This is a genomic window from Streptomyces olivochromogenes (assembly GCF_001514115.1).
Classification (GTDB): domain Bacteria; phylum Actinomycetota; class Actinomycetes; order Streptomycetales; family Streptomycetaceae; genus Streptomyces; species Streptomyces olivochromogenes.
Map to the genome: position 1 here is coordinate 51,692 of NZ_KQ948488.1, position 12,996 is coordinate 64,687.

Annotated in this window: 13 protein-coding genes; 5 read left to right on the forward strand and 8 right to left on the reverse strand. The window is 66.4% G+C overall.

Annotated features, from left to right (window positions below):
* Positions 1–304: 304 nt before the first annotated feature.
* From AQJ27_RS48215 to AQJ27_RS48225, 3 genes are read right to left on the reverse strand one after another with little or no spacing between them, the layout of a single operon-like run.
* On the reverse strand, positions 305–1,771 hold the full coding sequence (locus tag AQJ27_RS48215; RefSeq protein ID WP_067384674.1) for an MmgE/PrpD family protein: 1,467 nt from the start codon (positions 1,769–1,771) through the stop codon (positions 305–307).
* A gap of 34 nt (positions 1,772–1,805) precedes the next feature.
* Positions 1,806–2,705, reverse strand: coding sequence for an isocitrate lyase/PEP mutase family protein (locus tag AQJ27_RS48220; RefSeq protein ID WP_067384676.1), 900 nt, complete (start codon positions 2,703–2,705; stop codon positions 1,806–1,808).
* A gap of 56 nt (positions 2,706–2,761) precedes the next feature.
* On the reverse strand, positions 2,762–3,337 hold the full coding sequence (locus AQJ27_RS48225) for a cysteine hydrolase family protein (protein WP_067384680.1): 576 nt from the start codon (positions 3,335–3,337) through the stop codon (positions 2,762–2,764).
* Between the two features lie 578 nt (positions 3,338–3,915).
* On the opposite strand from AQJ27_RS48225, the gene AQJ27_RS48230 reads away from it, so the two are divergent.
* The gene (locus tag AQJ27_RS48230; RefSeq protein WP_067384682.1) at positions 3,916–4,617 is read left to right on the forward strand and encodes a GntR family transcriptional regulator; all 702 of its coding nucleotides are present in this window, start codon (positions 3,916–3,918) and stop codon (positions 4,615–4,617) included.
* 666 nt (positions 4,618–5,283) lie between these two features.
* Here AQJ27_RS48230 and AQJ27_RS48240 read toward each other — a convergent pair.
* Positions 5,284–6,096, reverse strand: coding sequence for an amidohydrolase family protein (locus AQJ27_RS48240; RefSeq protein ID WP_067384686.1), 813 nt, complete (start codon positions 6,094–6,096; stop codon positions 5,284–5,286).
* Positions 6,093–7,385 carry an MFS transporter gene (locus AQJ27_RS48245; protein ID WP_067384688.1) on the reverse strand — a complete coding sequence of 431 codons (1,293 nt, stop codon included), beginning with the start codon at positions 7,383–7,385 and terminating at the stop codon, positions 6,093–6,095. Before AQJ27_RS48245 ends, AQJ27_RS48240 begins: the two co-directional genes overlap by 4 nt.
* A gap of 109 nt (positions 7,386–7,494) precedes the next feature.
* Here AQJ27_RS48245 and AQJ27_RS48250 point away from each other — a divergent pair, with 109 nt between their 5' ends.
* From AQJ27_RS48250 to AQJ27_RS48265, 4 genes are all read left to right on the forward strand, one after another.
* Positions 7,495–8,193, forward strand: a complete 699-nt coding sequence (locus tag AQJ27_RS48250; RefSeq protein ID WP_067384690.1) for a GntR family transcriptional regulator — start codon at positions 7,495–7,497, stop codon at positions 8,191–8,193.
* Positions 8,194–8,207: 14 nt separating this feature from the next.
* The gene (locus AQJ27_RS48255) at positions 8,208–9,080 is read left to right on the forward strand and encodes an isocitrate lyase/PEP mutase family protein (RefSeq protein WP_067384693.1); all 873 of its coding nucleotides are present in this window, start codon (positions 8,208–8,210) and stop codon (positions 9,078–9,080) included.
* A 94-nt stretch (positions 9,081–9,174) separates the two neighbouring features.
* Positions 9,175–9,903: a GAF domain-containing protein gene (locus AQJ27_RS48260; RefSeq protein ID WP_067384696.1), complete on the forward strand. Its 729-nt coding sequence runs from the start codon at positions 9,175–9,177 to the stop codon at positions 9,901–9,903.
* Positions 9,858–10,802 carry a SpoIIE family protein phosphatase gene (locus tag AQJ27_RS48265; protein WP_159064644.1) on the forward strand — a complete coding sequence of 315 codons (945 nt, stop codon included), beginning with the start codon at positions 9,858–9,860 and terminating at the stop codon, positions 10,800–10,802. Before AQJ27_RS48260 ends, AQJ27_RS48265 begins: the two co-directional genes overlap by 46 nt.
* Positions 10,803–10,864: 62 nt before the next feature.
* On the opposite strand, the gene AQJ27_RS48270 is transcribed toward AQJ27_RS48265, so the two are convergent.
* The 3 genes from AQJ27_RS48270 to AQJ27_RS48280 form a co-directional block, all read right to left on the reverse strand.
* Positions 10,865–11,554 carry a transposase gene (locus AQJ27_RS48270; protein ID WP_235613973.1) on the reverse strand — a complete coding sequence of 230 codons (690 nt, stop codon included), beginning with the start codon at positions 11,552–11,554 and terminating at the stop codon, positions 10,865–10,867.
* Positions 11,544–12,437: an IS982 family transposase gene (locus tag AQJ27_RS48275; RefSeq protein WP_067384702.1), complete on the reverse strand. Its 894-nt coding sequence runs from the start codon at positions 12,435–12,437 to the stop codon at positions 11,544–11,546. The genes AQJ27_RS48270 and AQJ27_RS48275 overlap by 11 nt, the downstream gene beginning before the upstream one ends.
* A 67-nt stretch (positions 12,438–12,504) precedes the next feature.
* Positions 12,505–12,885, reverse strand: a complete 381-nt coding sequence (locus AQJ27_RS48280) for a YrdB family protein (RefSeq protein WP_067384706.1) — start codon at positions 12,883–12,885, stop codon at positions 12,505–12,507.
* Positions 12,886–12,996 lie beyond the last annotated feature (111 nt).

Genomic DNA, 12,996 nt, shown 5'->3' on the forward strand with positions numbered 1-12,996 from the left:
AGATCGGAATGATGACCGGCGCGGACCGACACAGGCGGCACGGCGGCCTGATGCGCCCGAGCCCGCGCAACTAGCTTCGCCCGGCGGAAGCTGCCTGCTTGTTGGAAGCATCGTTCACGCCTCAGTCACCGCCGGCTGCACCGTGGGGTACACCAGCGCCAGCGGCACGGTGATGGATGCGCTGCGGGGGCTGCTTGCGGACAGCGCCGGAGTGAGCGTGGCTCTGCCCACTTTGGTGCTGTCTGGGTATCGTGCTGCCACGGTCGCGCTCGACGCTGGCGACAGCGCGACCGGCCAGATCGTCCTAATCAGTCGATGCAGCGCGAACCGTAGGAGTCAGCAGGGCGACCAGGGCGGAGATGTCGGCCATGTTGTCCAGGTCGAGGACAGCGGATTCGATGGCGGACTGGCGGTCGGCCGAGATGACCGAGTGGGTCAGGTTGCGGTACTTCTCGACAATCTCGGCGTTGGTGAGCGCGCGGTCTCCGGTGCCGTGCGGGTGGACGACGGTCTTGTCCTGCACGGAGCCGTCCGTGAGGGTGATGGCGACGCGCGTGGTCAGGCGCTGCTCGACGGGCAGTTCGTCGTACGTCGCCTCATGCCGGGTGGTGGTGCGGTCGATCAGGTTCCACACGTCGTCACTGTTGATCCGGTTCGCAGTGAACTGGTCGATCAGGACGTTCCCGTCCAGCAGCGCCACAGCGACGGCGTAGGCGACGTTCATCTGCGCGCCGATTGGCTCCATCGGACGCTCGGCCTTCCAGCCGCCGTGTCCGTAGGCGGCCTCTGGCATGTCGATCTCGATGCTCTCGACCTCGTCGGGCTTGACTCCCTCGGCGCGCAGTTCCAGCGCTGCATCGATCGCGGCGTGCAGCAGACCCATGGCCGAGTACGCCTTGACGGTGATCCGGTCGGTCTCCCAGAAGGTGCCGAGGTTCGCATAGATCTGCGTGGCGTCCGGGTGGTGGCCTTCGCCGAACGCCGCGAGATAGCCGCCGTACTCCCGCTCGAAGACCCGCTTGATGCCCACGTACCCGACGGCGGCCAGCGCGGCCCCTGTCAGTCCGTTGCGGGAGGCGAAACCGTGCTGCATCCGCTTGACCATCGACTCGAACTGCGCCGACATCAGACCGCAGGCCTGTGTGGCGCCGATACCGAAAGCGTCTTCGAAGCCGGCCGCGTCCAGGCCGTAGAGCTTTCCGGCTGCTGCGGCGCTGGCCAGGGGGCCGAACACGGTGCCCGAGTGCCAGCCCCGAGAGAGCATGTCCAAGCCGCCCAGCGCCAAGCCGACTCGCGGGCCCGTCTCATATCCGAGAATCGCGCCGAGGAGGAAATCGGCGCCGGTCACCTTGCCGATGCGTGAGGCCGCGCCGAGCATGGCAGGCAGGATGATGGAGTTGCTGTGCAGCGGCGCCGTGGGGTGGAAGTCGTCCAGCTCGAAGCCCTGGATGAAGCTGGAGTTGAGCAACGCGGCCGACGGCGCGCTCGTGGACAGGCCTCCCCAGCCGATGATCTCGGCACTGCCGCTGTCGTCCAGGGCGGTGATGCCCTCGACCCCGGTGCGGGAGACCGGAAGCTGGGCGCCGACCAGTGCGCATGCGATTCCGTCGAGGATCAGGTGCCGGGCACGCTCACGCGTTTTGGCCGGCACGTCTTCCAGTTTCGTTTTGGCAACCCACGTTGCCAGCTTGCCGGTCGGACCGTCGGGGTCCGTGGCCGGACGCCCTGTGTTGACGATGGCGGAGACCGCTGTGATGTCGGGTGTGGTCATGTGAGGACTACTCCTTCCGCGTATACACGCGCTTTCAGGTCAGACCAGTATTTTTTGAATCAGCCGATGGAGCCGTCTCGTACTCCTTCGACCAGCTGAGCCACCTGTCCAGGCCGACGAGGCCGAACAGTTCAGCGGGGCCTTGAGTGTTCGTCGGAGGAAGGCCGCTGTGGGCAAGAGTCCCGAGGGCCGCATCGACGGCCGCTGCGGCAGCCGTAATGGCGAGCAGCGGATAGATCGCGAGCCGGAAGCCCATCTCCTGCAGAACCTCGGCCGAGCACACCGGGGTCTTGGACCGTGCGAGCACGTTCGCGACCAGAGGTGCCCGCACCTTGTTCGCGATTGCTTCGAGCTCACGCTCGCTTTCGGGCGCCTCGAGGAAGATCATGTCTGCGCCCGCGTCGACGTAAGCGTTCGCCCGATCGACGGCCTCGACCAGGCCGAGCGGCGCACGCGCGTCGGTTCGCGCAATGATGATCATGTCGTCGTCCTCGCGGGCCGCGACCGCAGCACGGACCTTGGAAGCAGCCTCGGCGACTGGGACGACCGCCTTGCCTGCCAGATGCCCGCACCGCTTGGGGAACACCTGGTCCTCGATGTGGACTGCCGCGACGCCGAGGCGGCGGTAGGTCTCGATGGTGCGGCGCACGTTCAGCTCGCTGCCGTATCCGGTGTCGATGTCCACGATCAGCGGCAGGGAAGTGGCCGCCCTCATCCTTGAGGTGTGCGCGGCCATCTCGCTCATGGTCATCAACCCCAGGTCCGGCTCGCCGAGCACGGACACGGACGCAGCCGCTCCGCTGATGTACGCAGCCGGAAAACCGCGCCTCTCCACGAGGGTTGCGCTCAACCCGTCGTAGATGCCCGGAGCGATCACCAGGTGATCAGCCGCCAGCAGCTCGCGCAGGCGGGCGGCGGGAGTGGTGTCAGGCATGCTCTCCTCATTCCCGGTCAGTTCGCGGCCTCGAACGTGAAGCCGCGCAGGACGATCTACTGTGCGCTGACGAAGTCGTCGGCGGTGATGATCTCGGCGAAGGCGGGCAATACCGCGTCGACGGCGTGATCGTGCAGCGCGGCCGGTCCGGCGCAGGCGTCGCGGATCACTGATACGGCGTAGCCGCGGTCGCTGGCCTCGCGGGCGGTCGACTCGACGGCGAGGTGTGTTGCGACGCCGCAGAGGGCGAGCTGCTCGACCTTCGCGGTGCGCAGCACGGCATCCAGGATCGTCGACCCGAAGACGCCGACCGATCCCTTGCTCAGCACCAGCTCGTCCGGTGCCGGGGCAACTTCGGAACAGATCGCCGAGTCGACCGACCCCTGCATGTACCGCGCGGCGTGCTCGTGCTCGTCGAACCGGAAGGTGCGGTTCGTGCGGTTGCGGTGCTTCGCATCGAACGCCAGATGGACGTGGATGACCAGATCGCCGCGGTCGCGCGCCGCCTTGAGACTTCGCTGCGCGTGTTCGAGGGTGCCGCGCGCGGCGACTTCCGGAGCGATGGCGGCGGCGCTCACGCCGCCTTCCCGGCAGAAGCTCTCCTGGAAGTCGATCAGTAGCAGTGCCCGCATCCGCTTCACCCTTCATGTCCGAATTGAACCAACTGTTCTGAATTCTTGTAGACAAAAATTCATATGTCAAGCGGAGTGCGCAGTGGAGTGGACTCTCACCTCGCTGCCATATGTCCGGGAGGACCGGCTGAGTGACGGGGCCGCGGCCCTCGCTGGCATCCGAGAACGGGGTCGGCGGCATGAGCGGCGATCTTGTACCGGCCAGCCCTAAAGCCGTCATCCGGTGCCATCCCTCGTGTCCGAGTGGGCCAGAAGTTTGCTCAGACCCACCAGACGGGCCGGGTCGTCGATCGGAATGGATGCGCAAGCCGTCTCGTACGGCACGAGATCTCCCAGCCCACCGAGTAGGGCGCCGGAGCTTCTGACTCGTGCCCCACGGCCAGTCGCTGCCCTAAATCAGTCGCTCGGCACGGGCAGACCGACCCATCGGGCAAGCCGGCGGGTCGGTGGCCGGTACGGGGCAGACAGCTTGATTCAGGTAGATCCCCACGGCCACCAACCGTGCAGACTCACAGCAGCGAGCAGCCGGGAGATACTCTGAGTCATCCATAGTCGTTGGACCTGAACTCGGGAGAAACATGGCTGCCCGGCTCCCGCTGGAGGGCGAGCGCAGATCGCTACGAGACATCGCGTACGCCAGTATCCGGCGGGCAATCATCGAGTCGAGACTCGCACCCGGCGAGTTCATCACCGAGGAGTCCCTGTCCACGGAGTTGGGCGTGAGCCGGCCGGTGCTGCGGGAGTCTGTTCAGCGCCTCCAAGTCGAGGGGCTGCTCGAACGAGCCGGAAACGGCAGAGTGCGGGTATGCGGCGTCTCGACCGAGGAGGTGCAAGACCTCTACGCCGTACGGTCTGCCCTGGAACAGCTGTCGGTCGAGGAGACAGCGGGGAAGATGACCCCTGGGGTCATCGCGGAGTTGCACGAGACACTGGGGCGCATGCGAACCGCCGCATCCCAGGGCAGTCCACAGAAGGTCACCGAATCGGGCGGTGACTTCCACGCCATCCTGCGCCGAGTAGCAAATAATCCGGTGAATGACCAGATGATGCACATGATCGGTGGCCGGATCGATCGGTACCGCCTCCTGAGCGTGTCCACCACTGCCCGGGACCGAAACTCGCTGTCGGAACACGAGAGGATCCTCGAGGCGCTTGCCAATGGCGACGTCGCGGCAGCGAAGCGCGCCATGAGCGAGCACATCATGGCTGGCCGGGACGCTGTTCTCGTGGCTGTCGCGAACCTCCATGCGGCGGGAAAACCGGTTGAGGCACCGCGCTGAGGATCACCGTGTGGCGCGCAGCCTGTGAGTGGCGGGTACTGAGTGCGTTGCTGCAAACAGAATCCCTGCTCGATGAGCAGGGATTCTTCCTGTTCGGGGCGTGATCGCGAAGGGGTAGGAGCGGGCAGCGGACAGTTGTTGTCGACTCCGGAGGGTGCGGTGCCGTCGGTGCTCGGTCTGCCCGAACAGCGTGAGGCGCGGGCGCAGGAGGAGTTGGGGTCCTGGCTGGTGGTGCTGAGCCAGGCCCAGGAGGAGGTTGCCGCCGCCACGGAGCGGGCCCGGGTGGCCCGGGAGAAAGTCGTGCAGGCGCCCCGCCGGGCAGGGCGGTGCGGCCACTGTGCCGGTCGAGGCAGGATTGGGGCCTCCCGGGTGGAGCTGGGGCACGGTGAGCGTCCGCCGCAGTGGCCGCCCAGGACCCGCTGTCCTGTGCCGAGTTGACACGCAGGCCGGGACGGTAGGCGGAGAAGAACGAGGTGGGGTAGGTGCGCCATCGCGTCTACACGCTCGAGGCGCGCGGCTGGCTGGTGCGCGAGAGCGGCCTGTTCAGGCCAGGCGCGGGGACACCTGCTCCAGTCGCTGCGGGCGCCGTTCCTGCCATCAGGGAGGATCCCAGGCCAGGCGACGGGTCAGCCTGATCGAGCGGCCCACCACAACGGAACCTCTCTTTCAGGGGAGGCCGAGCAGTTGAGCTGGGTTGTCGACCAGCACTGCGGTGCGCATAACGGGGTCCGGTACCAGGTGGTCCAGAGCACTCAGGCAGGCACCGTAGTCGGAGACATCGTTCTCGTGCTGGACCCAGGGCCAGTCGCTGCCCCAGAGCAATCGGTGTGGGGCAGCCGAGAGCAGCGCCTCGGACAGTCGGCGCAGTTCGCTGGTCGGCGGCCGGTAGGGGGCAGAGAGTTTGACCCAGGCTGATCCCCCTTCCAGGGCCCGCACCATGGCGGCGGCGCCGGGTGTGCGGACGCCTGCCGCCAGGCCGAAGTGGTCGATCACGAGCACTGCGCCTTCGCCCAGCACCGCATCCGCGATGGCCGGAAGGTGCGCATCTTCGATAAGGACCTCGACGTGCAATCCGCTCTTGGCTGCTGCTTGGAACAGTCTTCGGTGGGTTGGGGAGTTGGGGTCGGGGCGATCGCTGCGTCGAGACCAGTTCAGGCGGATCCCGACGACGCCGCGGGAAGCGAGAGCCTGCAGTTCCTCTTCTGTCGTGGTCTTCGGAGTGACGCAGACAGTGCCCCTGAGCCGGTGTGGTGCCGCTTCCAAGGCCTCGAGAAGTAGTGAGTTGTTGTCTCCGTAGAAGCTCGGCGCAGTCAGCACGCCGTGGGAGAGGCCGTGGGCCTCCAGCAGGGACAGATATTCCGTGATCGAGGCGTCTTTGCTGGGCTGGGAGTGCCGCGACGCTGTGAGGGGATGATCGGTCCGCAGGACGTGGGCGTGTGTGTCGATTCCTGTGACGGGAGTGGTGTGTGGGAGGGTCATGAGTCGAGGGCCTTTCCTCGGGCCTCCGGGATGCGCAGGAACAGCACGCCGCTGACCACGGCGGCGGCCATGACGTAGCCAGCGAACCAGGCAGTGTCTCCGGACTGGTCGAGTTTCGCCAGAAGGTAGGGCGCGGTGCCGCCGAACAGGGCGGAGGAGACGTTGTGGGCGATGCCGACGCCGGTGGAGCGGGTTTTGGTGGGGAACTGTTCTGCGAGGAAGGCGGCAGAGATGGCGCTGTAGCCGGAGAAGACGATGAGGCCCAGCAGCATGACCCAGAACAGCGTTCCTGCTGAGCCGATCCTGACACCGGCCACGAGGGGGTACCCCAGTATGAGGAAGCCTGCCGAGTAGCTGATGAGCAGGGGCTTGCGGCCGATGCGGTCGGAGAGCCAGCCTACGGCAGGCTGGAGAGCCAGGAAGATCAGCAAGGCCCAGCTGCTGGCAGCGAAGACTGATCCGGCCGACAGGACGTGGACGGCGCTGTTGGGCAGGTAGGACGTGATGGTCCAGAAGGCGATGGAGCCCAGTGAGGTCATGCCGATCACTCGGAGGATCAGCGCGGGGGTCCGGCGGGCGGACGGGACATCCTTGGGCCTCTCCTGGCTCCGGGCCTGCACGAAGAGTGCCGATTCCTGGACAGAGGAACGCAGATACAAGCCCCACAGCGCGGCTGCCGCGCCCAGCAGGAAGGGGATCCGCCATCCCCAGGTGGCGAGCTCGTGCCTGGTGAGGACAGCGCTGAGGATCCACCCGAGCAGGGAGGCAGCGAGCAAGCCGAAGGTCAAGCTCACATAGTGAAGGCTGCTGACAAGTCCCCGGTGGCGAGGCGGGGCGATCTCGCTGAGGAAGATCGGCGAGGCGCCGTAATCGCCGCCGACGGATAGCCCTTGGATCAGACGGGCCAGGGTGAGGACCGCGGGCGCCCACATGCCGGCCTGAGCGAAGGTCGGCGTGATGCCGACCAGTAGCGAGCCAGCGGCCATGAGGACGACGCTCAAGACCAAGGCGGAGCGTCGCCCGTGGCGGTCGGCGAAGGCGCCGATCAGAGCGCCGCCCAGTGGGCGCATGAGAAAGCCGACCCCGAAGACGGCGAGAGCGCTGAGGAGGGCCGAGCCGCCATGCCCACCGAAGATCTGGAGGCTGAAGATGGCTGCGAAGGCGGAGTAGGTCGACCAGTCGAACCACTCCAGAGCGTTGCCGATGGTTGCCGCGCCGACGGCGCGGGCCAGGGCTTTCCGGGAGAGGCCGGAGGTCGCAGGCAGCGTCGATGATGCCGAGGTGACCACGAAGATCCCCTTCTGTATACAGGCTGTTTTTTTGGTGGGTACCCGTGGTGTACACTTAGGTCTCGATGAGTGTCAATATCTGCGAGTCGCTGAAGGGGAATGATCACTCGTGGCACAGAGCACCCGGGCGTACACCGAGCTGCGGTCCCTGATCGTCAGCTGGGACCTGCCGCCCGGCAGCCCGCTCAACGAGGTCCAGTTGGCTGAACGCCTGGGAATCTCGCGCACCCCGTTGCGCCAGGCCATCCAGCGCCTCGCCCACGAGGGCCTTGTGCGGCTCACCCCGGGACGGGGCGCCCAGGTCAGCGAGATCACCCTGCAGGACGTCGTCTCCCTCTTCCAGATGCGCGAGGCTTTGGAGACGTATGCCGCCAGGCTGTGCGCCCGGCGCCCCGACCGGGCCAGGTTCGCCGACCTGCAAGCAGCCTTCGAGACTCAGCGGGCGCAGTTCGAGACCGCAGAGCCCGAGGGCGGCGACTACGGCCCCTACTACACACTGATCGCCCAGCTGGACGAGGCAGTCGATGCCGGCGCCCGGAACCCCTACCTTCTGTCGAGTCTGGCCAGCCTGCGAGGGCACCTGGAGCGTCTGCGCCAGATCGCTCGCCGGCGCCCCCCGCGGATGCTGCAGACCGCCGCCGAGCACCAGGCCATCTGTGCGGCCATACACGAGGGCAACGAGTCCCTGGCCGCCCAGGCCACGGCCGTGCACATCAACAACAGTCTTCGCCACATCCTGGCGGTGTTGGCGGAGGACGTCGGCGGAAGCGAAGCCGCAGCCCTCCTGACCGCCCGTCATGACGACTGACAAGGAACGACCCCATGAACCGGACCCCTCTGAAAGAACTGATCCACACCGAGGGCGGCCTGGTACTGCCGGGCGTAGCCAACGCGCTCACCGCCCGGATCGCCGAGGATCTGGGCTTCCCCGCGGTCTATCTCACAGGAGCCGGCGTCACCAACACATTCCTCGGGCTCCCCGACATGGGCCTGCTGTCCCTGTCGGAGATGGCGGCGCATGTCCGGGCCGTCACCGACGCCGTGGAGGTCCCGGTGATCGTCGACGCGGACACCGGTTTCGGCAACGCCGTGTCCGTAGCCCGCACCGTCCAGGTGCTGGAGAAAGCCGGAGCCACCGGAATCCAGCTGGAGGACCAGGTCGCGCCCAAGCGGTGCGGACACTTCGACGGCCAGGAGGTCATCTCCATTACCGAGATGCAGCAGAAGATCCGCGCCGCCGTCGAGCACCGAAGCAGCGAACAGACCTGCATCATCGCCCGCACCGACGCCCGCGCCCAGCACGGCCTCTCCCAAGCGCTCAAGCGCGCTACCGGGTACGCCGAGGCGGGAGCGGACATCTTGTTCATCGAGGGACTGCACTCCCGAGAGGAGCTGGCCCAGGCCGGCAAGGCCGTCCCCGACGTGCCTAAGGTGGCCAATCTCGTGGAAGGGGGCAAAACCCCTCTGCTTCCTAAGGAAGAGCTGGTGGCCATGGGCTACTCGATCATCCTGTTCGCCAACGCCGCCATGCAGGGTGCAATTCGCGGAAGCCAGAAAGTCTTGCAGGCCCTGCGCGACACAGGCTCACTCGACTCGGTCATCGCCGAGCTCACCCCGTGGGATGAACGTCAACGCCTCGTGCACAAGCCGCACTTCGACCAGCTCGAACTGCGCTACAGCGATGAGACCGCCTGACACGGCCAACCCCAGGTAAATCAGGTCAGCACCTGTCAGGACCGGGACGACCACCCTGATCACCCGTACCCGTCCAGACCTGGAGAGCACCGCAATGGGCGCCAGCCAAGACATCTTCCACACCGCCGACAAGCTCGCCAGAAACGCACTGGCCGAACTGGCCGACATCGTCGCCGTCGAGGTATCGGAGCTGATGCTGCACGGCGAAGCGAACACGCCTGGTCCTTTCTGCACAAGCGCACCGCTTCGACGTGCCGCCTTCCAGTCCGCGCCGGGAGCCGAGCTCAGGCCGGCGTACGCCGTCGGTGAGGTGGTCCGGATACCGGCAGCGACCCCCTACCGGCAAAGCCTCACCGACCTGCGCCCACGCCTCATCCGTGACCTGAAACGCGAGCGCCGGTGGCTCGCGCGTGAGTCCGCTCTTGCACGGGCCGTTCGGGCAGCGCAGGCACACTCCCTCATCGTGATCCCCCTGGTCGCCCAGGACGTCGTCCTTGGCCTGGTCGGCTTGTATCGGCGGGCCGATTCCGCTCCGTTCGACGGAGGCGACCTCGAGGGGCCACCGAGTTCGCGGACCGCGCTGCGCGGTGTCTGGACATCGTCCGCAGCCGCATGCAAGGGCGCGCTCACGCGCGTCTCCTGCAACGCGCCCTCCTTCCCGAAGTCCTTCCGTCCCTCAGCGCACTGGATGCCGCCCAAGGGCACGTCCCGACGGATGGCACCGGCGGCGAGTGGTTCGACATCATTCCCCTGTCCAGCGCGCGGGTGGCCCTGGTGGTGGGAGCAGCACAAGGACAGGGCGCCGCCACCGCCGTCGGCATGAGCCAGTTGAGAGCGATGATCATCGCGCTCGCCGTACAGGATCTGGAGCCGGACGAGATACTCGCACGTCTGGAGGACGTGGTAACCCGCCTGACACGGGAACACACAACGCCCGGCCGAGAACCGTTCGACCTGAAGTACGGCGGATCCCGCTGCCTGTGCGTGGTGTACGACCCCGTCACCGGGCGCTGCACCTCGTCCGCGGCAGGCGGTTCGCGGCTGGTGATCCTCTACCCGGACGGCATCGTCAGCGTACCTGGCCTGGCCTCCCACCCACCCCTGGGCGCCGATGACCATCGTTACGAGACCACCGAGATCGACGTACCTCCCGGTACCGTCCTGCTCCTGGACAGCGGAGGCATGGAGGAACCGCACCCCGCCACGGACGCAACCGCGCAGCGCCTTCACCAGGTGGTGAGCCGATCCGGACCCGATGGGCACAGGATCCTCGAAGATGTCCGTCACGTCGAATGCCCCGATTACGCACCGGTCCTGCTCACCGCCCGCACCCGGATGCTGGACGACAAGAACATCGCCAAACTGGCCCTTCCGCCCGACGCCGCCGCCGTCGCCGCCGCCCGCACCTGGACCAGCCGACAGTTGACGACATGGAAACTCGACGAACTCGCCTTCACCACCACCCTGGTCGTCAGCGAACTGGTCACCAACGCCATCCGCTACTCCACCGGGCCGATACAACTGCGCCTCATCAACGACGATCACACACTCACCTGCGAAGTCTCCGACACCAACAGCGCCACTCCCCACCTGCGGAAGGCCGGCCCAAACGACGAAGGCGGCCGCGGCCTGTCCATCGTCACCGAACTCACCCACCACCAAGGCACACGCCACACCACTCACGGCAAGACCGTCTGGACCGAACAGCCCCACCCGGAATGACTCCGCCGTTCGAGAGCCGACACCCCCTTAGTGCTCGGCTCCGGAAATCCTTCGGGGATTAATCAGGCTGCCGGTGTGACGGAGGATTCTCCTTGTCGGTCGGCGGGTGTGTTCCGGTCGAGTCGGGCAAGCAGATCGTCCAGGTCGGAGGTGGTGAACCTCCACTGGAACGGCTGTGCCGTGGCGTTGTAGCGGTCTTCGAACCCTCTGAGCCGTTCCCGGACCTCGGCGAGGTCTGTGAAGTCGTTGGGCGAGACGACCTTGCGCTGCACGATGGAGAAGAAGATCTCGATCTGGTTCAGCCAGGAGGCGTGGACCGGGGTGTGGACCAGGACGGCGTTCGGGAACCGGGCGGCCATGCGGTCGATGGACCTGCGGCCGCGGTGCGAGGAACCGTTGTCGACGATCCAGAAGACGCGTTTCGCGCTGGCGTAGGTCTCCTGCGTCATGACCTGTTCGACCAGGGCCATGAACGGCACGATGCCGGTGGTCGGCTCGCAGTGGCCGTGGATCTCGGCCCGGTGGACGTCGTAGGCGGCCAAGTAGGCCAGGGCGCCGCCGCGTCCGTACTCGTGGCTGACGCGCATCGCCCGGGTCTGTCCGGGGGCCAGAGTCGGGTGGCAGCGGCAGCGGGCCTGGATCGAGGTCTTCTCGTCGGTGGACAGGACGTACTCGTCCTCGCCGAGTGGGACGCCTTCGAAGGTGCGGGCGTACAGGTCTAGACGAGCAAGTCCTATGTGCTCAGTGATCAAATGCGATGAGGGAGCGCATGATGGGTGCTCCGGTCTTGTGGTTGTGCCAGATCGTGGCGGCCATGGCGAGGATGCGCTGGGCGACGCGGACGGCAACACCCTCGTGAGTGCGGCCGCCGTGCTGTTCCAGGCCCAACTGTCCCTTGAGCGTGTCGTTCACAGACTCGATCAGCTGGCGTACGGACTTGAGCAGTCTCTCGCCCTTGCGCTTCTTCTCCCGCTTGAACGACGGCCTCAGCAGCTCGATGCCCCGCATCGCGAGATCGTTCTCGAACTCCTTGGAGGCGAAGCCCTTGTCGGAGATCAGGAGGAGTCCGGGCCTGTCTGTGACCAGGCCGGCCTCGACGTCAAGCATGGACTGCAGTACTTCGCGCTCATCCATCTTCGGGTTCGCAAGGGCCCACAGGATCGGCATGCCAACCGGCGTGCAAACCAGGTACAGGCGTAGGCCCCAGAAGAACCGGGAGTGGGACGCGCAATACCCATATCCGGCCCAGCCCACCATCTCTGAACGTTTCGCTGTCGGCCGGGACATCCCACACGGCACTGGTGTCGAGTCGACGATCCAGTGGTTGTCGAACCAGAAGTCCGTGTCCACGGCGAGCATCCGTATCGCCTTCTTCACCAGTGGCAATGCCGCCTTGAGGCGCTTGTTGTACCCGGACTGCTGCGGCAGGTACGGGAACATCGCGGCCAAGTGCGTGTGCGCGTACCGCAACCAGCGCGTCTCGGAATGGAAGCCGAGCAGCGCCTGCGCGACCGCGAGGGTGACCAGCTCGGCATCGGTCAGCTGCGGCGGCCTACCCATCCAACGGCTGGCTTCCAGCTCATCATCGACCTTCACGTACAGCGCGGTCAGCAGAGTGTCCAGGTCATTCGTCACGCAACGATCTTGGACACCCTCTGTGTGTTCCCGAACGCACCGCCAACCTGATACGGCTGGGGCGGACTCAATGCCTGACCAGCCACAACACCCGGTCCCACGACAGAAGGTGGTACACGACCAGCACACCGGCGAGCATCACGGCGAGAGTGCGGGATCCCGCCGCGTACAACGCCGCCGCACCGCCGAAGAACACAGCCAGCTCCAGCAGGAACCGCAGCGGACCAGGTGTCGCAATCACCGTCCCCCCGGACCGGGATGCATCGTCTGGGGTGGCGAAGACTCCCCACAGCACGGCCACGATCAGGGGAACGGCAACCACGCAGACATACCGCAGGGAACCAGGCACGACAGCCCATGCCCAGAGCCCGAAGCACACCAGAGCCACCAGCTCCAACACGAACCTCACACCGAGAGACAACGGGTGAAAGCCATACCCGGACGACATACGCGCAGTTCCCTCCGTCGTAGTCCCTCCAGGATCACAGACCGCCGCACGGGAAGTTCAAGAACCACCCAGATCAGACATCGGACTTAGAAGCCGTATCTCATCCGAACG

Coding starts and splice junctions, on each gene's coding strand:
- AQJ27_RS48215 (WP_067384674.1), bottom strand. CDS start 1,771: ATGACCACACCCGACATCACAGCGGTCTCCGCCATCGTCAACACAGGG.
- AQJ27_RS48220 (WP_067384676.1), bottom strand. CDS start 2,705: ATGCCTGACACCACTCCCGCCGCCCGCCTGCGCGAGCTGCTGGCGGCT.
- AQJ27_RS48225 (WP_067384680.1), bottom strand. CDS start 3,337: ATGCGGGCACTGCTACTGATCGACTTCCAGGAGAGCTTCTGCCGGGAA.
- AQJ27_RS48230 (WP_067384682.1), top strand. CDS start 3,916: ATGGCTGCCCGGCTCCCGCTGGAGGGCGAGCGCAGATCGCTACGAGAC.
- AQJ27_RS48240 (WP_067384686.1), bottom strand. CDS start 6,096: ATGACCCTCCCACACACCACTCCCGTCACAGGAATCGACACACACGCC.
- AQJ27_RS48255 (WP_067384693.1), top strand. CDS start 8,208: ATGAACCGGACCCCTCTGAAAGAACTGATCCACACCGAGGGCGGCCTG.
- AQJ27_RS48260 (WP_067384696.1), top strand. CDS start 9,175: ATGGGCGCCAGCCAAGACATCTTCCACACCGCCGACAAGCTCGCCAGA.
- AQJ27_RS48280 (WP_067384706.1), bottom strand. CDS start 12,885: ATGTCGTCCGGGTATGGCTTTCACCCGTTGTCTCTCGGTGTGAGGTTC.